The organism is Streptomyces sp. NPDC021012 (assembly GCF_044333355.1).
Taxonomy (GTDB): Bacteria; Actinomycetota; Actinomycetes; order Streptomycetales; family Streptomycetaceae; genus Streptomyces.
Genome location: NZ_JBIRQU010000026.1, coordinates 39,624 through 58,820, shown reverse-complemented (window position 1 = coordinate 58,820; position 19,197 = coordinate 39,624). Strand labels below are relative to the sequence as shown.

Here is a 19,197-nt window from a genome sequence, read left to right as displayed (position 1 = left end):
TCGCGGCCGGTCTGGCCTCGCGCTGCGAGGTCCAGGTCGCGTACGCGATCGGCAAGGCCGAGCCCGTCGGTCTCTTCGTCGAGACCTTCGGCACCAACACGATCGAGACCGAGAAGATCGAGAACGCCATCGCCGAGGTCTTCGACCTCCGCCCGGCCGCGATCATCCGCGACCTCGACCTGCTCCGCCCGATCTACTCCCAGACCGCCGCCTACGGCCACTTCGGCCGCGAGCTGCCGGACTTCACCTGGGAGCGCACCGACCGCGTGGACGCCCTCAAGCAGGCCGCCGGCCTGTAATCCCAGGCCGAAGCGACCGGAGCCCGGTACCCCGTGGGGGTGCCGGGCTCCGGCCATGCCCGGCTGTCGGTGGCGTCTGGTAGGTATGGGGCTGTGAGCAGCGAGAACGAGAAGTCCGACGAGCCCGAGCAGCTCGCGCTCATCCGGGAGACCGTCCGGAAGGCGAAGGTGCCGCGGGCCAAGCCCCGGACCTGGCGGGGGGCCGCGCTGGCCAAGGAGCTGCCGGTCGCGCGGGTCGTCGTGAACAAGGGGGCGCTCCACCTCGACCAGTTCTTCGACTACGCGGTCCCCGAGGAGCTGGACGAGGCCGCCCGGCCCGGGGTGCGGGTGCGGGTGCGGTTCGGCGCGGGCGCGCACCAGGTGCGGGGCGGCCGGCGCGAGGGCGGTCGGCTGATCGACGGCTTCCTGGTGGAGCGGCGCGCCGAGTCGGACTACTCGGGGCCGCTGGCCGCCCTCGCCGACGTCGTGTCGCCCGAGCCGGTGCTCGGGCCGGAGCTGCTCGGGCTCGCGCGGACGGTCGCCGACCGGTACGCGGGCAGCCTCGCCGACGTGCTCCAGCTGGCCGTTCCGCCGCGCAACGCGACCGCCGAGCGCAAGCCCTCGCCCGCGCCGCTGCCGCCGCCGGGACCGCCGGAGCCGGGGAGCTGGACGCGGTACGAGCGCGGGCCGGCGTTCCTGGACTCCCTCGCGCGAGGAGGGGCGCCCCGGGCCGTGTGGAACGCGCTGCCGGGGCCGTACTGGGCCCAGGAGATCGCCCGGGCCGTCGCCGCGACCCTCGCCTCCGGGCGGGGCGCGCTCGTCGTGGTCCCCGACGGGAGGGCCGCCGGCCGGGTCGACGCGGCGCTGACCGAGGTCCTGGGGGAGGGGCGGCACGCGCTGCTCACCGCCGAGGCGGGCCCCGAGAAGCGGTACGCGCAGTGGCTCGCCGTGCGGCGCGGCGCCGTGCGGGCCGTCGTCGGCACCCGGGCCGCGATGTTCGCCCCCGTACGGGACCTCGGCCTCGCCGTCATCTGGGACGACGGCGACGGCAGCCACAGCGAACCGCACGCCCCCCAGCCCCACGCGCGCGAGGTGCTGCTGCTGCGCGCCGCCCACGACCGGTGCGCCTTCCTCCTCGGCTCCACCAGCTGCACCGTCGAGGCCGCCCAGCTCGTCGAGTCCGGCTGGGCACAGGCGCTGAACGCCGGACGCGAGCAGGTCCGCAGGGCCGCGCCCCTGATCCGTACCGTCGGCGACGGTGAGCTCGCCCGCGACGAGGCCGCGCGCGCCGCCCGGCTGCCCTCGCTCGCCTGGCAGACCGTACGGGAGGGCCTGAAGACCGGCCCGGTGCTCGTCCAGGTCCCCCGCCGGGGATACGTGCCGAGGCTGGCCTGCGAGCGCTGCCGCACGCCCGCCCGCTGCCGGCACTGCGCCGGGCCCCTGGAGGCGCCCGAGCAGCAGGAGCTGCGCTGCGGCTGGTGCGGGCGCGGCACCCCAGACTGGCACTGCGCGGAGTGCGGCTCCACCCGGCTGCGGGCCCAGGTGGTCGGCGCCCGGCGGACCGCGGAGGAGCTCGGCCGGGCGTTCCCCGCCGTGCCGGTACGGACCTCCGGACGCGACCACGTCCTGGACAGCGTGCCCGGGCGCCCCGCGCTCGTCGTCTCCACGCCCGGCGCCGAACCCGTCGCCGAGGGCGGCTACGCGGCCGCGCTGCTCCTCGACGGCTGGGCCATGCTCGGCCGGCCCGACCTGCGCGCGGGCGAGGAGGCGCTGCGCCGCTGGATCGACGCGGCCTCCCTCGTGCGGGGCCAGGCCGAGGGCGGCACGGTCGTCGTGGTCGCCGAACCGACCCTCCGGCCCGTGCAGGCCCTCGTCCGCTGGGACCCCGTCGGGCACGCCCAGCGGGAGCTCGCCGAGCGGGCCGAGCTGGGCTTCCCGCCGGTCTCCCGGATGGCCGCCGTCACCGGGCCGCCGGAGGCCGTCGAGGGCTTCCTGACGGCGGCCGGGCTCCCCGCCGACGCCGAGGTCCTCGGCCCCGTGCCGCTGCCCGTCGTCCGCTCCGGCGGGCCCCGCCGTCCCGGCGACCCGCCGCCGGGCGAGCAGTGGGACCGGGCCCTGGTCCGGGTCCCGCCCGGCAGCGGCGCGGCCCTGGCGACCGCCCTCAAGCGGGCCCGTGCGGGACGGCTCGCGCGCGGCGGCGGGGACCCGGTGCGGATCCGGGTGGACCCGCCGGACATCGGCTGACACGGGAACGGCCGCCCACCCTCGCGGGACGGGCGGCCGTGCGGAGCTCGCGGGTCAGGCGTTGCGCGGGCCGGGGAAGGCCGACGGGCGCGGGTCCTCGCGGAGGGCCGAGCTGCCCGAGGTGGGCTGCGGCGGCATCGAACGGGCGGCGGGGACCGAGGGGATCGTGCGGGTCGCGCCCGGCTCCACCGGGTGCTCCTGGTCCACGGCCACGCCCTGCTGGGGCGCGCGCCGGGCGCCGTAGCGGCGGTGGACGGCCTGCTTGGTGACCCCGAGCGCGGAACCCACCGCGTCCCAGGAGAACCCGAGCGAGCGGTCGAAGTCGACCGCCGCGGTGACCAGGGTCTCGACACTGTCCCGCAGCTCCTGGGCGAGACGTACGGTCGGGGCGGGCGCGCGGCCGTAGACGACGAAGCCCGTCGACGGGCCGGAGCGGCGAGGGCGGTAGACATTGCCCAGCTGGGCCGTGAGCGTGCGCAGTGCGTCCACCTGCCGCCGGACCCGCTCGATGTCCCGCACCAGCAGGTGCAGACTTGCCCGGGCTTGGGCGTCGTGGGTTGCGTGGTCGGCCATGTGAAAGCCTCTCGAACCGGCGTTTAAGGGAGCGGGCCGCAGAGGGGACAGCGGCCCGATTCGGTCAATCTCTCTTGACCAACGCGCCACCGGGACTTGGGTCACGCTGCGGGGGCGTACACGCATATGCGCAGGGCGCTCGTCCTCCCGTACGCCCCCTTCCCCTGAGGACGCCTAGACTGGTGCGCTGCCCGCAACGCCCCCGGAGAGACAGGCAGTCGCCACCCATGAAGCTCGTCTTCGCAGGCACCCCCGAGGTAGCCGTTCCCGCCCTGGACGCCCTGCTCGCCTCCGGGCGGCACGAGGTGGCCGCCGTGGTCACCAGGCCGGACGCCCCGGCGGGGCGCGGCCGGCGGCTCGTCGCCAGCCCGGTGGCCCAGCGGGCGGAGGAGGCCGGGATCGAGGTCCTGAAGCCGACCAGGCCGCGCGACGAGGAGTTCCTCGCCCGGCTGCGGGAGATCGCGCCGGACTGCTGCCCGGTCGTCGCGTACGGCGCGCTGCTGCCCAAGGTCGCCCTCGACATCCCCGCCCACGGCTGGGTCAACCTGCACTTCTCGCTGCTGCCCGCCTGGCGCGGCGCGGCGCCCGTGCAGCACTCCCTGATGGCCGGCGACCAGGTGACGGGCGCCTCCACCTTCCTCATCGAGGAGGGCCTCGACTCCGGCCCGGTCTACGGCGTCGTCACCGAGGACGTCCGCCCCACCGACACCAGCGGCGACCTGCTCACCCGGCTCGCCTTCGCGGGCGCCGGGCTGCTCGCCGCGACCATGGACGGCATCGAGGACGGCACGCTCAAGGCCGTCCCGCAGCCCATCGAGGGCATCACCCTCGCCCCGAAGATCCAGGTCGAGGACGCCCACGTCGACTTCGCCGCCCCCGCGCTCCGCGTGGACCGCGTGGTCCGCGGTTGCACCCCGGCCCCCGGCGCCTGGACCGTCTTCCGCGGCGAACGCCTCAAGCTCATCCAGGTCACCCTCCTCCCGGACCGCACCGACCTCGCCCCGGGCGAGCTCTCCGTCGGCAAGAACAACGTCTACGCGGGCACCGGCTCCCACGCCGTCGAACTCCTCTGGGTCCAGCCCCAGGGCAAGAAGCCCATGAAGGCCGCCGACTGGGCCCGCGGCGTCCGCATCGCGCCGGGCGAGCGGCTGGGGGCGTAGGGCGCGAGCGGCTCCGCGGGCGACGTAGGCTGGGAGCGTTCGACCCTCTTCATTTCGTCACGCGGAGCACCTTTGAGCGAGCAGGCACGTCGTCGTCCCCACAAGCCCTACCGGCGGCCCCAGAAGGACCCCGTCCGGATGCTCGCCTTCGAGGCGCTGAGGGCGGTGGACGAGCGGGACGCCTACGCGAACCTGGTGCTGCCGCCGCTGCTGAAGAAGGCACGGGAGAAGGAAGGCCCCGACAAGTTCGACGGGCGGGACGCGGCGCTCGCGACCGAGCTCGTGTACGGGACGCTGCGCCGGCAGGGCACGTACGACGCGATCATCGCGGCCTGCGTCGACCGGCCGCTGCGCGAGGTCGACCCGCCCGTGCTCGACGTGCTGTCGCTGGGCGCGCACCAGCTGCTCGGGACGCGGATCCCGACGCACGCCGCCGTCTCCGCCAGCGTCGAGCTGGCCCGGGTGGTGCTCGGCGACGGGCGGGCCAAGTTCGTGAACGCCGTGCTGCGGAAGATCTCGCAGCAGGACCTCGACGCCTGGGTCGCGCAGGTCGCCCCGCCGTACGACGAGGACGCCGAGGACCACCTCGCCGTCGTCCACTCGCACCCCCGCTGGGTCGTCTCCGCGCTCTGGGACGCCCTCGGCGGCGGGCGGGCCGGGATCGAGGACCTCCTGGAGGCCGACAACGAGCGGCCCGAGGTCACCCTCGTCGCCCGCCCCGGCCGCTCCACCACCGAGGAGCTCGCCGCCGCCACCGAGACCCTGCCGGGCCGCTGGTCGCCCTACGCCCTGCGGATGGCCGAGGGCGGCGAGCCCGGCGCCATCGAGGCGGTCAAGGAGGGCCGGGCGGGCGTCCAGGACGAGGGCAGCCAGCTCGTCGCGATCGCCCTGGCCAACGCGCCCGTGGAGGGCTCCGACACCCGCTGGCTCGACGGCTGCGCGGGACCCGGCGGCAAGGCCGCCCTGCTCGGCGCCCTGGCGGCCGAGCGCGGCGCCTTCCTGCTCGCCTCCGAGAAGCAGCCGCACCGCGCCCGCCTCGTCGAGCGCGCCCTCGCCGGCAACCCCGGCCCGTACCAGGTGATCGCCGCCGACGGCACCCGCCCGCCGTGGCGCCCCGGCACCTTCGACCGCGTCCTCATGGACGTGCCCTGCTCGGGCCTCGGCGCCCTGCGCCGCCGTCCCGAGGCCCGCTGGCGCCGCCGCCCCGAGGACCTGGACGGCTTCGCCCCGCTCCAGCGCGCCCTGCTCACCGAGGCGCTCGGTGCCGTGCGCGTCGGGGGAGTGGTGGGGTACGCGACCTGCTCGCCGCACCTCGCCGAGACCCGGGTGGTCGTCGACGACGTCCTGAAGAAGGTCGGCGGCGCCGAGCTGATCGACGCCCGCCCGCTGCTGCCCGGCGTCCCGGCGCTCGGCGACGGCCCGGACGTCCAGCTGTGGCCGCATCTGCACGGTACGGACGCCATGTACCTGGCGCTCATCCGCCGGACCGCCTGACCGGCGGGGCCCCGGCCCTTCGATCGTCCGACCGTAATATCCCGGTCCGTCCAGGTCCCGGAGTCGTCACTTCGTACCGAAGTTGGTCTGGACCGGATTCGAAACCGCTCAGCGGCAAAGAAGTACCCAAGAACGTGGGAGGCTTGGCACATGGCGCAGATCAACCCCAGCATCCTGTCCGCGGACTTCGCCCGGCTCGCCGATGAGGCGAAGGCCGTCGGCGGTGCCGACTGGCTGCACGTCGACGTGATGGACAACCACTTCGTGCCCAACCTGACGCTGGGCGTGCCGATCGTGGAGTCCCTGGCCCGCGCGACCGACACCCCCCTCGACTGTCACCTGATGATCGAGGACCCCGACCGCTGGGCCCCGCAGTACGTGGAGGCCGGCGCCGGCTCCGTGACCTTCCACGTCGAGGCGGCCGCCGCGCCGGTGCGCCTCGCGCGGGAGATCCGGGCCAAGGGCGCGCGGGCCTCCATGGCGCTCAAGCCGGCCACGCCCATCGAGCCGTACGAGGACCTGCTCCCCGAGCTCGACATGCTCCTCATCATGACCGTCGAGCCCGGCTTCGGCGGGCAGGCCTTCCTCGACATCATGCTGCCCAAGATCCGCCGCACCCGTGAGCTGATCTCCAAGCACGGTCTGGAGCTGTGGCTCCAGGTCGACGGAGGGGTCGCCGAGTCCACGATCGAGCGGTGCGCCGAGGCCGGCGCCGACGTCTTCGTCGCCGGTTCCGCGGTGTACGGAGCGGCGGATCCGGCCGCCGCCGTGGCCTCGCTCCGGGCCCGCGCGGAGGCCGCGACGGCCACCGCCGCGTGGGCGTGTGGCCACTGAGCCTCCGGCGGATGAACGCGGTCCGTCGGGCCGCCGACAGGACTGATCAAGGCCCGCCGTTTCTGACAGGATGAACGGCGAGTCCAGAGTGTGAACCACATCGGAACGTGACTTCCGTACGTGAACAGCGGTACGTGAACAGCAGTGAGGAGATCGCGGTGGCGGGTATGTCGGCGGGACGGTCAGCCCTGCGGATGGGCCCCGCGGAGCTGGTGCAGGCGGCGGCCATGGCCCGCCGCTTCTACCTCGAGGGCAAGTCCAAGATCCAGATCGCCGAGGAGTTCGGCGTGAGCCGCTTCAAGGTGGCCCGGGTCCTGGAGACCGCCCTGGAGCGCGACCTCGTGCGGATCGAGATCCGCGTACCGGCCGAGCTGGACGCCGAGCGCTCCGACGCGCTCCGCGCCCGCTACGGGCTCCGCCACGCCGTCGTCGTCGAGTCCCCGGCGGAGGGCGACGACGAGTCCCCCGACCCGGAGAACCTCGGCGAGGTCGCGGCCGACCTGCTCGGCGAGCTCGTCACCGAGGGCGACGTCCTCGGCCTGGCCTGGGGCCGCTCCACCATCCACATGGCGGCGGCCCTCGACCGGCTGCCGCCCTGCACGGTCGTCCAGCTCACCGGGGTGTACGACGCCGGGACCGCCGAGCGCGGCTCCGTCGAGGCCGTGCGGCGCGCCGCCCAGGTCTCCGGCGGCGAGGCCCACCCCATCTACGCGCCCATGCTGCTGCCCGACCCGGCCACCGCGGCCGCGCTGCGCAGCCAGACCGGCATCGCGCGGGCCTTCGAGTACTTCGACAAGGTGACGGTCGCCTGCGTCTCCATCGGCTCCTGGGAGCCGGGCATCTCCACCGTCCACGACATGCTCTCCGACGCCGAGCGCGCCCACTACGCCTCGCTCGGCGTCGCCGCCGAGATGTCCGCGCACCTCTTCGACGCCGAGGGCCGCCGGGTCGGCCGCGACCTCGGCGAGCGCTGCATCACCGTCGAGGCGGACCGGCTGCGCCGGATCCCCGAGGTCGTGGCGATCGCCGGCGGCCAGCGCAAGGCGGCGGCGATCGGCGCGGTGCTCCGCTCCGGGCTCGTCACCAGCCTCGTCACCGACCGCGCCGCGGCGGACTACCTGCTCACCGAGTCCAGCCCCGGCGCGCACCCGGCGCTCGACCGCAAGGACCCCGACGGCAACTGAACACCGCGCGCGATGAAAGGGGCCGGAGCCTTCCCGTAACGGTATGTTCGGGACATGTCGCTCCGGCCCCCGCGCGTACTCCTCGCGCTCGTCCTCGCGGTCTTCCTGGCCGGCTGCTCCTCGGCGGGCGGCGGCGCCGCCCCCGCCGCCCCGGCCCCCACCCGCACCACCGCGACCGCCGCGCCCACCGGCGCCTCCGGGCTCCCCACCGTACGTGCCGCCGACCTGCCGCCCGAGGCGCGCAGGACGCTCGCCCTCATCGCGCGCGGCGGGCCCTTCCCGTACGCCAAGGACGGCACGGTCTTCTCGAACTTCGAGCGGGTCCTGCCCCGCAAGGAGCGCGGCTACTACCACGAGTACACCGTGAAGACCCCCGGCGAACGCGACCGGGGAGCGCGCCGGATCGTCACGGGACGCAACGGCGAGACGTACTACACCGACGACCACTACGAGACCTTCCGGGAGGTGGTCACGGATGAGGCTTGACGACCCCGTCGTCCTCGACCTGGCCGGAGTCACCGACAAGGCCGCCCTCATGGACCGGTGCGCCGCCGCGCTCGCCCTGCCCGACTGGTTCGGCCGCAACTGGGACGCCCTCGCCGACTGCCTCACCGACCTGCCCGAGCCCGTCACCCTCGTCGTCACCGGCTGGCAGGCGTACGCCAGGACACAGCCGCGCGAGTGGCGGACCGCCCAGGACGTCTTCGCCACGGCGGTCGAAGAACGCCCCACCCGCCTCTCCGTCCTTCTCTCCCTGGGGGAGGTCTTCGGAGGATCCGACGAACCACCTGCCGCAAGTATCGGATGATCGGCCCGGGGCTGGTATTCGTACTGGCGTGGGACAATGAACTACGTGCTTTTTCCCCTGGCTGAAATGCCTAGGGGCCGATCCGAACGACTGGGATGTCAGCACGTGCGTTTCCTCAATGACGTCAAGCCGCCCTACGACCTGACGTACGACGATGTGTTCATGGTGCCGAGCCGCTCGGCCGTCGGCTCCCGTCAGGCCGTGGACCTCTCCTCGCCCGACGGCACCGGGACGACCATCCCGCTCGTCGTCGCCAACATGACCGCCATCGCCGGCCGCCGCATGGCCGAGACGGTCGCCCGCCGCGGCGGCCTGGTGGTCATCCCGCAGGACATCCCGATCGAGGTCGTCACCGACGTCATCTCGTGGGTCAAGAGCCGCCACCACGTCCTCGACACCCCGATCGTCCTGGAGCCGCACCAGACCGTCGCCGACGCGCTCTCCCTGCTGCCGAAGCGCGCCCACGACGCCGGCGTCGTCGTCGACGAGAACCGCCGCCCGGTGGGCGTCGTCACCGACGCCGACCTCTCCGGCGTCGACCGCTTCACCCAGCTCTCCGAGGTCATGTCCAGGGACCTGCTCCTCCTGGACGCCGACATCGACCCGCGCGAGGCCTTCAACACCCTCGACGCCCACAACCGGCGCTACGCCCCGGCCGTGGACTCGGACGGCAAGCTCGTCGGCATCCTCACCCGCAAGGGCGCCCTGCGCGCGACGCTGTACTCCCCGGCCGTCGACGCGAACGGCAAGCTCCGCATCGCCGCCGCCGTCGGCATCAACGGCGACGTCGCCGGCAAGGCCAAGCAGCTGCTCGACGCGGGCGTCGACACGCTCGTCATCGACACCGCGCACGGCCACCAGGAGTCGATGATCTCCGCGATCCGCACCGTGCGGGCGCTCGACCCGCAGGTCCCGATCGTCGCGGGCAACATCGTCGCCGCCGAGGGCGTCAAGGACCTCATCGAGGCGGGCGCCGACATCATCAAGGTCGGCGTCGGCCCCGGCGCCATGTGCACCACCCGCATGATGACCGGCGTCGGCCGCCCGCAGTTCTCGGCCGTCCTGGAGTGCGCCGCCGAGGCGAAGAAGTACGGCAAGCACGTCTGGGCCGACGGCGGCGTCCGTCACCCGCGCGACGTCGCCATGGCGCTCGCCGCCGGCGCGTCCAACGTCATGATCGGCTCCTGGTTCGCCGGGACGTACGAGTCCCCCGGCGACCTCCAGCACGACGCCCAGGGCCGTGCCTACAAGGAGTCCTTCGGCATGGCCTCGGCCCGCGCCGTCCGGAACCGCACCTCCGACGAGTCCGCCTACGACCGCGCCCGCAAGGCGCTGTTCGAGGAGGGCATCTCCACCTCGCGCATGTTCCTCGACCCGCAGCGTCCGGGCGTCGAGGACCTGATCGACTCGATCATCGCGGGCGTCCGGTCCTCCTGCACCTACGCCGGCGCGGCCTCGCTCGCCGAGTTCGAGGAGAAGGCGGTCGTCGGCCTCCAGTCGGCGGCGGGCTACGCCGAGGGCAAGCCGCTGCACGCCAGCTGGAGCTAGTCGCCGCGCATGCGGTGCGGGGCCCCGGGAGAGACCACTCTCCCGGGGCCCCGCCTCGTTTGTGGGTCCACAAAGCCCGTACGAGCCTTCACGGGGCCTTCAGCGCGCCCCGCAGCACCTCCGTCACCGCCGCCGCCATCCGCGCATGCCCCGCGTCGTTCGGATGCAGACCGTCCGCCAGGTGCTCCGGGCCCAGGAGGGGGCGGCCGGAGAGGACCAGGAGGCGGGAGTCGCCCTCGGCGGCGAGGTCCCGGCCCGCGCGCTCCATGGCCCTGCGGAGCTCCGTCAGGGTCGCCCCCAGGGCGTTGCGGGTGTGTTCGGCCTCCGGGCGCAGGACCGGGGAGAGGATCAGCAGAGGGGCGTCGGGGTGGCCCCGGCGGACCAGGCCGACGAAGGCGCGGACCGTCGCGTAGAGCCAGTCGGCCGTGGCCGGCGCCCGGGACCAGCAGTTGGTGCCGAAGGCGAGGGTGATGACCTCGCCGTCCAGCCGGGACAGCTGCTCGGCGAGCGGCAGCTCGCCCCGCGCCCCGCCCGCGTACCCCAGGTTCACCGGGTCGAGGCCGAGGAGCCGCCCCGCCGTCGCGGGCCAGGAGTGGGCCGGGCGGGTCGACCACCAGCCCTCGGTGATCGAGTCGCCGTGGACGAGCCAGCGGGGCCGGGCCGGGGCGGGGGAGAACGCGCCCCCGACGGCCCGCAGGGCGAGCGGCACGGGCGCCTGGCCCTCCGGGAGGTAGAGGGCGAAGACACCGCCGTACGGGGGGAGGGGCAGCCTCACGACGGCCTCCGGCGCCGGAGGCGCGAAGGTTTCGCCGACGCACCGCGTGCCCTGCCAGAGGGCGAAGCAGTGCCGCAGCGCGCGCAGCGGGTCGTCGGACCCCGGAATAGCCGCCCGGTAGCGCAGCTCCACCGCGCGCGTGCCGGGCGCGGCCGTGAACTCGATCCGTACGCCGATGGGCAGCGCGGCCCGCTCGGCGATGTCCCACGGCAGCCGTTCGAGGTCCTCGGGGTCGGCGCGTACGGGCCGGCCCCCGTCCAGCCAGGCCGTGCCGCGCAGGAACGGAACCGGGTCGAGCCAGTGCACGGGGGCCTCCGATCGTGGGTCGCCCGAGGCGGTCGTCAGGGGCTCGCAGGGTCGGTCATCCGGCATGAGGAGTCCATACGCGTGCGCATGCCGGTTCACACCCCGATGTGTCGATTCATGCGGCGGCGCGCAATGTTTGCCCGTCTGCGCCCGAAGCGCGCAATGATCATCCGACACTGCGCAACAACCCTGCATTACGACTGCGAAGCTCCGACCCTTAGGCTCGTGCCTCGTACCAGGAGTGGCGTCGACCGCCTGCTCGGCGGTTCCGTCCCCCCGTGGGTGTGCCTCGGCATGCCCGTGCACCGCCGCGGTCGTCTCCGTACCCCCACAGGCAGCGATAAGGAGCCTCCGCAGTGCTGGATCAAGGCGCAGCCCCGCCGGTCGTCGACGCGACCGCCCCGAAGACCTCCGCTCTCGGCGCACTCGTCCGGCGCAAGCCGGTGGAACGCCTGGTCGACGAGGGTGGCCAGGGTGAGGGCGGCAGTCTCCGCCGCTCGCTCTCGATGTGGCAGCTGACCATGATCAGCATCGGTGCCACGCTCGGCACCGGCATCTTCGTCGTCCTCGGCGACGCCGTCCCGAAGGCCGGCCCCGCCGTCACGATCGCTTTCGTCATCGCCGGTCTCACCGCCCTGTTCTCGGCCCTCTCGTACGCCGAGCTGGCCGGCTCCATACCGGTCGCCGGGTCCTCTTACTCGTACGCGTACGCAACGATGGGCGAACTCGTCGCCTGGGTCTGCGGCTGGTGTCTGGTCCTGGAGTACGGCGTCTCCGTCGCCGCCGTGGCCGTCGGCTGGGGCGAGTACCTCAACGAGCTGCTCGACGGGACCATCGGCGTCACCATCCCCGACGTGCTGTCGTCGGCCCCCGGCGAGGGCGGTGTCATCAACCTGCCCGGCCTGATCGTCGTGATGCTCGCCATGGTGTTCCTGCTCGGTGGCGCCCGCGAGTCCGCCGTCGTCAACACGATCATGGTCGCGGTGAAGATCGTCACCCTCGTGATCTTCTGCGCCATCGGCTTCATGGGCTTCAAGTCCGGCAACTACAAGGACTTCATGCCGCTCGGCATGACCGGCGTCGGCGCCGCGAGCGCCACCCTCTTCTTCTCGTACATCGGCTTCGACGCCGCCTCCACGGCCGGCGAGGAGGCCAAGAACCCCAAGCGCGACCTGCCGCGGGCGATCATGCTCTCGCTGCTCATCGTCACCGTGCTGTACGTCCTCGTCGCGGCCGTCGCCGTCGGCGCCTGGCACTGGAAGGCCTTCGAGGGCTCCGAGGCCACCCTGGCCGCGATCATGAACGACGTCACCGGCCAGACCTTCTGGGGCACGATGCTCGCCGCCGGCGCGGTCATCTCCATCGCCAGCGTCGTCCTCACCGTCCTCTACGGCCAGACCCGCGTCCTCTTCGCGATGTCCCGCGACGGCCTGGTCCCCAAGGTCTTCGGCAAGGTCAGCGGCAAGACCGGCACCCCGCGCATCAACACGGTCATCGTGTCGCTCTTCTGCGGCGTGCTCGCCTCGGTCATCCCGCTCGGCAAGCTCGTCGACGCCACCAGCATCGGCACCCTCTTCGCCTTCGCCCTGGTCAACGTCGCGGTCATCGTGCTCCGCCGCACCCGCCCCGACATGCCGCGCACCTTCAAGGTGGCCCTCGGCCCGGTCTTCCCGATCCTCGGCTTCGTCTTCTGCATCTACAACATGGCGAGCCTCGACGTCATCACCTGGGTGGTCTTCGGTTGCTGGATGGCCGCCGGGCTCGTGTTCTACTTCCTGTACGGCATGCGCCGTTCCCGACTGGCCACGGCTCCGGCCCTGGCAGAGGCTCCAGCAGAGAAGTGATCCACCCGTAGTGCGACTCAACGACCTCGACGAACGCATCGTCCACGCCCTCGCGGAAGACGCCCGCCGCAGCTACGCCGACATCGGCTCGCTCGTCGGACTCTCCGCGCCCGCCGTGAAGCGGCGCGTGGACCGGCTCCGGGCCGAGGGCGCCATCACCGGATTCACCGTACGGGTGGACCCGGCGGCGCTCGGCTGGGAGACCGAGGGATTCGTCGAGATCTACTGCCGCCACAACACCTCGCCGGACGACATCCGGCGAGGTCTGGAGCGGTACCCCGAGGTGGTGTCCGCGTCCACCGTCACCGGTGACGCGGACGCCGTCGTCCAGGTCTTCGCCTCGGACATGCGCCACTTCGAGCGCGTCCTGGAACGCATCGCGGGCGAGCCCTTCGTGGAGCGCACCAAGTCCGTCCTGGTCCTCTCGCCGCTGCTGCGGCGGTTCTCCTCCGGCTCGCCCGCGTAGCGGGTGCGGGCCGCCGGGGCGGTGCGGGCCGTGGTTCCCGCACCGCCCCCTCGCCCGCCCACCCCCGTGGGGCGGTCTATTCCGTCGGGTAGTCCAGCTGCCAGGGCAGCACCTTGAAGTCGCCGGTGCCCGACTGCACCTTCTCGAAGGGCGCCGCGCTCAGGCAGGGCGGGACCTCCAGGTTCGTGTCGCTCCCGACCCAGCTGTAGCCCAGACGGTCGTGCTTGCCGTCGTCGTGCACCGAGACCCCGACGCGCTTGTTCCGGAAGGCGTCCACGTCGGTCTCGATCACCTTGCCCGTCACCACGGCCACCTTGCCGCCCGTGGTGAGGCAGTCGACCTTCGCCACCGCGTAGCCGCCCTTCCCGTCCTTGTAGTGGCTGAAGCGGAAGGTGCCGGTCGCGGCCTGCGGATCCTTGTTGTCCTTCGCCGCCAGGTGCGCGTCGAAGCTGAACGTGATGTCGTCCCCGGCCGGCCGGTACAGCTTCGCGGTGCCGGTCAGCGCGGCCGCCTCCCGGACGACGCCCGTCCCGTGCCCGCCGTCCCCGCCCGAGGCGACGGCGACGCCCCCGGCCCCCAGCGTGAGCAGTACGGCGGCGGCGACGGCGATGGTCTTCGTACGGCGGTTCATGGTGTCCCTTTCGGCAGGTCTTCCGGACGGGCACCACTCTTCCGCGCGGGCCCCGCCCGGACGTCGGGCCGCAGGACGGTCCTCGTCTCCGCCGCGCGGCGGGGGAGCCGTACGCCCCCGGTCGGAGCCGTACGCAACGAATCGACGCCCCGCCCGTCGATCGCGCAACGGTTCGACGGTCGGTCCGCAACGCCTCCGCCTTGTCCCGGGAGAGTGCGAAACCGTACCGTTTTTGACGTCTTCCCCCTCAACTTCCGACCCCCGAGGATCGCCGATGCCCGCGCTGCGCACCGCCCTGCTCCAGAGCTCCGGTGAGCTCGGTGACGTGGCCGCCAATCTGAAGATCCTCGACGAGGCCGCCGCCCGTGCCGCGGCCGCCGGCGCGAGCGTGCTGCTCGCCCCCGAGCTCTTCCTCACCGGCTACGCCATCGGCGCCGACATCGCGCGCCTCGCCGAGCCGGCCGACGGCCCCTCCTCGCGCGCCGTCGCGGCGATCGCCGTCCGCCACGGCCTGGCCGTCGGTTACGGCTACCCGGAGCGGGACACCGAGCGGCACGGCGTCCTGTACAACTCCGCGCAGCTCATCGGCGCCGACGGCGCCCCGCTCGCGCGGTACCGCAAGACCCACCTCTTCGGCGACTTCGAGCTGAAGTGGTTCACCCCCGGTGACCGCGCCGTCGTCCAGACGGAGCTCGAAGGCCTCACCGTCGGCATGATGATCTGCTACGACGTCGAGTTCCCCGAGAACGTCCGGGCGCATGCGCTGGCCGGCACGGACCTCCTCCTCGTACCGACCGCGCTCATGCACCCCGCCGAGGTCGTGCCCCTGTCCGTGGTCCCGGTCCGCGCCTTCGAGAACCAGCTCTACATCGCGTACGCCAACCGGACCGGACCCGAGGGCGACTTCGAGTTCGTCGGCCTCTCCACCCTGGCCGGCCCCGACGGCACCGCCCGCGCCCGCGCCGGGCGCGGCGAGGACCTCGTCCTCGGCGATGTCGACCCGGCCCTCCTCGCGGCCTCCCGCGCGGAGAACCCCTACCTCCGCGACCGGCGCCCGGACCTCTACGGCCCCCTCGTCTGAGCCGCCCCCGCCCTCCCCGCCTGATCTCTTTCCTTTCCGTGCAAGGAGTCCGTACCCCATGACGTCCACGGTGCCCACGACCGCCGTCCCCCACAGCGACGGCCAGCCGCCGATCACCATGTTCGGTCCGGACTTCCCGTACGCCTACGACGACTTCCTGGCCCACCCGGCCGGGCTCGGCCAGATACCGGCCACCGAGCACGGCACCGAGGTCGCCGTCATCGGCGGCGGGCTCTCCGGCATCATCGCCGCGTACGAGCTGATGAAGATGGGCCTCAAGCCCGTCGTCTACGAGGCCGACGAGATCGGCGGCCGGCTGCGCACCGTCGGCTTCGAGGGCACCGGCACCGAGGGCCTCACCGCCGAGATGGGCGCCATGCGCTTCCCGCCCTCCTCGACCGCCCTCCAGCACTACATCGACCTGGTCGGCCTGGAGACCAAGCCCTTCCCGAACCCGCTGGCCGAGTCGACCCCGTCGACCGTCGTCGACCTCAAGGGCGAGTCGCACTACGCCACCACCGTCGACGACCTGCCGCAGGTCTACCGCGACGTGATGAACGCGTGGAACGCCTGCCTGGAGGAGGGCGCCGACTTCTCCGACATGAACCAGGCCATGCGCGAGCGCGACGTCCCGCGCATCCGCGAGATCTGGTCGAAGCTCGTCGAGAAGCTCGACAACCAGACCTTCTACGGCTTCCTCTGCGAGTCCGAGTCCTTCAAGTCCTTCCGGCACCGCGAGATCTTCGGCCAGGTCGGCTTCGGCACCGGCGGCTGGGACACCGACTTCCCCAACTCCATCCTGGAGATCCTCCGCGTCGTCTACACCGAGGCCGACGACCACCACCGCGGCATCGTGGGCGGCTCGCAGCAGCTGCCGCTGCGCCTGTGGGAGCGCGAGCCGGAGAAGATCGTCCACTGGGCGCAGGGCACCTCGCTCAGCTCCCTGCACGAGGGCGCCCCGAAGCCGGCCGTGACCCGGCTGAACCGGACCGCCGGCAACCGGATCACGGTCACCGACGCCTCCGGCGACATCCACACGTACAAGGCGGCGATCTTCACCGCCCAGTCCTGGATGCTGCTCTCCAAGATCGCCTGCGACGACTCGCTCTTCCCGATCGACCACTGGACGGCGATCGAGCGCACCCATTACATGGAGTCCTCGAAGCTCTTCGTCCCCGTCGACCGGCCGTTCTGGCTGGACAAGGACGAGGAGACCGGCCGGGACGTCATGTCGATGACGCTGACCGACCGGATGACCCGCGGCACCTACCTCCTGGACGACGGCCCGGACAAGCCGGCCACGATCTGCCTCTCGTACACCTGGTGCGACGACAGCCTGAAGTGGCTGCCGCTCTCGGCGAACGAGCGGATGGAGGTCATGCTGAAGTCGCTCGGCGAGATCTACCCGAAGGTCGACATCCGGAAGCACATCATCGGCAACCCGGTGACGGTCTCCTGGGAGAACGAGCCCTACTTCATGGGCGCCTTCAAGGCCAACCTGCCGGGCCACTACCGCTACCAGCGCCGCCTGTTCACGCACTTCATGCAGGACCGGCTGCCCGAGGACAAGCGGGGCATCTTCCTCGCCGGCGACGACATCTCCTGGACGGCCGGCTGGGCCGAGGGCGCGGTGCAGACGGCGCTCAACGCGGTCTGGGGCGTCATGCACCACTTCGGCGGCGCGACCGACGGCACCAACCCGGGTCCGGGCGACGTGTACGACGAGATCGCCCCGGTCGAGCTGCCGGAGGACTGAGTTCCTAGGGGCGTGTGAGTGGGGTGAGCAGCATCCGCCCCACCAGGCCCACCGACCGGTCGAGGCGTTCGGTGAACTCCTCGGCCAGGTCGGGCAGCCGCCGCAGCTGCCACAGCGAGCGGGCGGCGAGCCAGGCCCCGTCGCGGGCCCGGTCCAGGCTCCAGCAGCCGAGCAGATGCGTCAGCGGGTCCGCGACCTCCAGGAGGTCCGGGCCCGGCATCAGTTCCTCCCGGATGCGCTCCTCCAGGAGGACGAGGACGTCGCCGACCCGGTCGAACTCGTCCTCCAGGTCGGCGGGGGCGCAGTCCAGGCTGCGGCAGGCGTCGACCACCGCGAGCGCCAGGTCGTGGCCGATGTGGGCGTTGATCCCGGCCAGCGCGAACTGCAGCGGCCGTACGCCGGGGTGGCGGCGGTAGTGGAAGAGGGGCCGCCAGCAGGCGGGCGGGGAGATCCCGGTGGCGACCGCGTCGACCGCCGCGAGGTAGCGCTCGGCGAACCGTACGTCGAGGGTGGCGGCGGCCCGCCGGTCGGCGAAGGTGCCCGCCTCGATGGCGTGGCCGATCTCCTCGGTGACCGTCAGATAGACCCGGTTGAAGACGGCGACGCCGTCGGCCGGATGCCAGGCCGCGCGGAGTGCCCGCATCCGGTCCACCACGGGGTCGACCGCGACGAACCGGCCGATCCGTTCTTCGGTCCACTGGGTCTGCGCCATGGGGGCAGGCTCCCAGCCGCCGGGCCCGGGAGGGAACTCCTCGGGCCCGGCTTACCCAGAACGGGCGAATCACTCAGTTCTTCGACGCGTCTTCCGCGTCCGTCTCGTACGAGCTGGTGCCCGCGTCCAGGAGCGGTTCCTGGGTCTTGAGGTGGGCCGGGGCGAAGGCCCGCAGCACGTGGTAGCCGGTGATGACGACGATCGTGCCGAGCGCGATGCCGCCCAGCTCGAAGGTGTCGGTGAAGTGCAGCTTCACGCCGCCGACGCCGATGATGATGCCGGCGGCGGCCGGGACCAGGTTGAGCGGGTTGCGCAGGTCGACCTTGGCGTTGATCCAGATCTGGGCGCCGAGCAGGCCGATCATGCCGTACAGGATCACGGTGATGCCGCCGAGGACGCCGCCGGGGATCGCGGCGACGACCGCGCCGAACTTGGGGCAGAGGCCGAAGAGCAGTGCGAAGCCGGCGGCGGCCCAGTAGGCGGCCGTCGAGTAGACCCGGGTGGCGGCCATGACGCCGATGTTCTCCGAGTACGTGGTGTTCGGCGGGCCGCCCACCCCGGTGGAGAGCATGGACGCGACGCCGTCGGCGGCGATCGCGGTGCCGAGCTGGTCGTCGAGCGTCTTGCCGGTCATCTCGCCGACGGCCTTGACGTGCCCGGCGTTCTCCGCGATCAGGGCGATGACGACGGGCAGCGCGACCAGGATCGCGGACCACTCGAAGCTCGGGCCGTGGAAGGACGGCAGGCCGATCCAGTCGGCCTTGGAGACGCCGGAGAGGTCGAGCCGCCAGTGGTCGGTGACCTGGCCGCCCGGGGACATCGAGTGGATCTTCCCGAAGACGAGGTCGAAGACCCAGGAGATGCCGTAGCCGAAGATCAGGCCCAGGAAGATCGCGATCCGGGACCAGAAGCCGCGCAGACAGACCACGGCCAGACCGGTGAACAGCATCACGAGCAGCGCCGTCCACTGGTCCTGCGGCCAGTACGTCGACGCGGTGACCGGCGCCAGGTTGAAGCCGATCAGCATGACGACCGCGCCGGTCACGACCGGCGGCATCGCCGCGTGGATGATCCGCGCGCCGAACTTCCGGACCGCGAGACCGGCCAGGAAGAGCACCCCGCCCACGACGAACACCGCGCCGGTGACGGTGGCGCTGGTGCCGCCGGAGGCCCGGATGGCGGCGGCCACGCCGACGAAGGAGAGCGAGCAGCCCAGGTAGGACGGGACGGTGCCGCGGGTCGCGAGCAGGAAGATCGCGGTGGCGACACCGGACATCATGATCGCGAGGTTCGGGTCCAGACCCATGAGGACGGGGGCCACGAACGACGCCCCGAACATCGCGACGACGTGCTGGGCGCCGAGGCCGACCGTACGGGGCCAGGAGAGCCGCTCGTCCGGGCGGACGACGGCTCCCGGAGCGGGTGTTCTCCCGTCGCCGTGCAGGGTCCAGCGCACGCCGAGGTTCATGAGGTCGCTCCCGTTCTCCGGTTCCGGCGGCCGCG

At 72.9% G+C, this 19,197-nt stretch carries 18 protein-coding genes; 13 read left to right on the top strand and 5 right to left on the bottom strand.

Annotated elements, in window-relative coordinates:
- Both ACH4TP_RS39780 and ACH4TP_RS39775 read left to right on the top strand, forming a co-directional pair.
- Positions 1 to 299: methionine adenosyltransferase domain-containing protein (locus ACH4TP_RS39780; protein WP_398440657.1), on the top strand; the 299-nt coding region annotated here is incomplete at its 5' end.
- 93 nt (positions 300 to 392) lie between these two features.
- Positions 393 to 2,522 (top strand): primosomal protein N', encoded by a 2,130-nt coding sequence (locus ACH4TP_RS39775; RefSeq protein ID WP_398440656.1) that lies wholly within the window; start codon positions 393 to 395, stop codon positions 2,520 to 2,522.
- 54 nt (positions 2,523 to 2,576) lie between these two features.
- On the opposite strand, the gene ACH4TP_RS39770 is transcribed toward ACH4TP_RS39775, so the two are convergent.
- On the bottom strand, positions 2,577 to 3,095 hold the full coding sequence (locus tag ACH4TP_RS39770) for a hypothetical protein (protein ID WP_389237832.1): 519 nt from the start codon (positions 3,093 to 3,095) through the stop codon (positions 2,577 to 2,579).
- 227 nt (positions 3,096 to 3,322) lie between these two features.
- Here ACH4TP_RS39770 and fmt point away from each other — a divergent pair, with 227 nt between their 5' ends.
- From fmt to ACH4TP_RS39735, 7 genes are all read left to right on the top strand, one after another.
- Positions 3,323 to 4,255: a methionyl-tRNA formyltransferase gene (fmt, locus tag ACH4TP_RS39765; protein WP_398191848.1), complete on the top strand. Its 933-nt coding sequence runs from the start codon at positions 3,323 to 3,325 to the stop codon at positions 4,253 to 4,255.
- A gap of 72 nt (positions 4,256 to 4,327) precedes the next feature.
- Complete coding sequence (locus ACH4TP_RS39760; protein ID WP_398440655.1) at positions 4,328 to 5,749, top strand: RsmB/NOP family class I SAM-dependent RNA methyltransferase; 1,422 nt, start codon at positions 4,328 to 4,330, stop codon at positions 5,747 to 5,749.
- Positions 5,750 to 5,899: 150 nt separating this feature from the next.
- The gene (gene rpe / locus ACH4TP_RS39755; RefSeq protein WP_389237826.1) at positions 5,900 to 6,583 is read left to right on the top strand and encodes a ribulose-phosphate 3-epimerase; all 684 of its coding nucleotides are present in this window, start codon (positions 5,900 to 5,902) and stop codon (positions 6,581 to 6,583) included.
- A 134-nt stretch (positions 6,584 to 6,717) separates the two neighbouring features.
- Complete coding sequence (locus ACH4TP_RS39750; RefSeq protein WP_389237850.1) at positions 6,718 to 7,767, top strand: sugar-binding transcriptional regulator; 1,050 nt, start codon at positions 6,718 to 6,720, stop codon at positions 7,765 to 7,767.
- A 54-nt stretch (positions 7,768 to 7,821) separates the two neighbouring features.
- Positions 7,822 to 8,253 carry a ribonuclease domain-containing protein gene (locus ACH4TP_RS39745; protein WP_398191842.1) on the top strand — a complete coding sequence of 144 codons (432 nt, stop codon included), beginning with the start codon at positions 7,822 to 7,824 and terminating at the stop codon, positions 8,251 to 8,253.
- Positions 8,243 to 8,575 carry a barstar family protein gene (locus ACH4TP_RS39740; RefSeq protein ID WP_398191839.1) on the top strand — a complete coding sequence of 111 codons (333 nt, stop codon included), beginning with the start codon at positions 8,243 to 8,245 and terminating at the stop codon, positions 8,573 to 8,575. Before ACH4TP_RS39745 ends, ACH4TP_RS39740 begins: the two co-directional genes overlap by 11 nt.
- 105 nt (positions 8,576 to 8,680) lie before the next feature.
- Entirely contained in the window at positions 8,681 to 10,123 is a 1,443-nt protein-coding gene (locus tag ACH4TP_RS39735) for a GuaB1 family IMP dehydrogenase-related protein (RefSeq protein WP_398440654.1), read from the top strand.
- 88 nt (positions 10,124 to 10,211) lie between these two features.
- Here the strand turns inward: ACH4TP_RS39735 and ACH4TP_RS39730 are convergent, their stop codons facing one another.
- Positions 10,212 to 11,204: a GDSL-type esterase/lipase family protein gene (locus ACH4TP_RS39730; RefSeq protein ID WP_398440653.1), complete on the bottom strand. Its 993-nt coding sequence runs from the start codon at positions 11,202 to 11,204 to the stop codon at positions 10,212 to 10,214.
- A 356-nt stretch (positions 11,205 to 11,560) separates the two neighbouring features.
- On the opposite strand from ACH4TP_RS39730, the gene ACH4TP_RS39725 reads away from it, so the two are divergent.
- On the top strand, positions 11,561 to 13,048 hold the full coding sequence (locus tag ACH4TP_RS39725) for an amino acid permease (protein WP_398440652.1): 1,488 nt from the start codon (positions 11,561 to 11,563) through the stop codon (positions 13,046 to 13,048).
- A gap of 10 nt (positions 13,049 to 13,058) precedes the next feature.
- Positions 13,059 to 13,514, top strand: coding sequence for an Lrp/AsnC family transcriptional regulator (locus tag ACH4TP_RS39720; protein WP_015032260.1), 456 nt, complete (start codon positions 13,059 to 13,061; stop codon positions 13,512 to 13,514).
- A 76-nt stretch (positions 13,515 to 13,590) separates the two neighbouring features.
- On the opposite strand, the gene ACH4TP_RS39715 is transcribed toward ACH4TP_RS39720, so the two are convergent.
- Positions 13,591 to 14,145 (bottom strand): Repetin, encoded by a 555-nt coding sequence (locus ACH4TP_RS39715; protein ID WP_389237814.1) that lies wholly within the window; start codon positions 14,143 to 14,145, stop codon positions 13,591 to 13,593.
- 274 nt (positions 14,146 to 14,419) lie between these two features.
- Here ACH4TP_RS39715 and ACH4TP_RS39710 point away from each other — a divergent pair, with 274 nt between their 5' ends.
- Together ACH4TP_RS39710 and ACH4TP_RS39705 are read left to right on the top strand one after the other, a co-directional pair.
- A complete protein-coding gene (locus tag ACH4TP_RS39710; protein ID WP_389237812.1) occupies positions 14,420 to 15,226 on the top strand; it encodes a carbon-nitrogen hydrolase family protein in 807 nt (268 codons plus the stop codon).
- 58 nt (positions 15,227 to 15,284) lie between these two features.
- Entirely contained in the window at positions 15,285 to 16,982 is a 1,698-nt protein-coding gene (locus ACH4TP_RS39705; RefSeq protein ID WP_389237810.1) for a flavin monoamine oxidase family protein, read from the top strand.
- A gap of 4 nt (positions 16,983 to 16,986) precedes the next feature.
- On the opposite strand, the gene ACH4TP_RS39700 is transcribed toward ACH4TP_RS39705, so the two are convergent.
- Together ACH4TP_RS39700 and ACH4TP_RS39695 are read right to left on the bottom strand one after the other, a co-directional pair.
- Positions 16,987 to 17,694, bottom strand: a complete 708-nt coding sequence (locus tag ACH4TP_RS39700) for a DUF5995 family protein (RefSeq protein ID WP_398191824.1) — start codon at positions 17,692 to 17,694, stop codon at positions 16,987 to 16,989.
- Between the two features lie 73 nt (positions 17,695 to 17,767).
- Positions 17,768 to 19,162: a uracil-xanthine permease family protein gene (locus ACH4TP_RS39695; protein WP_398440651.1), complete on the bottom strand. Its 1,395-nt coding sequence runs from the start codon at positions 19,160 to 19,162 to the stop codon at positions 17,768 to 17,770.
- Positions 19,163 to 19,197 lie beyond the last annotated feature (35 nt).

Bases quoted from the DNA above. Each gene is read 5' to 3' on its own strand.
- ACH4TP_RS39770 (WP_389237832.1), bottom strand. From the start codon at position 3,095: ATGGCCGACCACGCAACCCACGACGCCCAAGCCCGGGCAAGTCTGCAC.
- fmt (WP_398191848.1), top strand. From the start codon at position 3,323: ATGAAGCTCGTCTTCGCAGGCACCCCCGAGGTAGCCGTTCCCGCCCTG.
- rpe (WP_389237826.1), top strand. From the start codon at position 5,900: ATGGCGCAGATCAACCCCAGCATCCTGTCCGCGGACTTCGCCCGGCTC.
- ACH4TP_RS39745 (WP_398191842.1), top strand. From the start codon at position 7,822: ATGTCGCTCCGGCCCCCGCGCGTACTCCTCGCGCTCGTCCTCGCGGTC.
- ACH4TP_RS39740 (WP_398191839.1), top strand. From the start codon at position 8,243: ATGAGGCTTGACGACCCCGTCGTCCTCGACCTGGCCGGAGTCACCGAC.
- ACH4TP_RS39715 (WP_389237814.1), bottom strand. From the start codon at position 14,145: ATGAACCGCCGTACGAAGACCATCGCCGTCGCCGCCGCCGTACTGCTC.
- ACH4TP_RS39710 (WP_389237812.1), top strand. From the start codon at position 14,420: ATGCCCGCGCTGCGCACCGCCCTGCTCCAGAGCTCCGGTGAGCTCGGT.
- ACH4TP_RS39705 (WP_389237810.1), top strand. From the start codon at position 15,285: ATGACGTCCACGGTGCCCACGACCGCCGTCCCCCACAGCGACGGCCAG.
- ACH4TP_RS39700 (WP_398191824.1), bottom strand. From the start codon at position 17,694: ATGGCGCAGACCCAGTGGACCGAAGAACGGATCGGCCGGTTCGTCGCG.
- ACH4TP_RS39695 (WP_398440651.1), bottom strand. From the start codon at position 19,162: ATGAACCTCGGCGTGCGCTGGACCCTGCACGGCGACGGGAGAACACCC.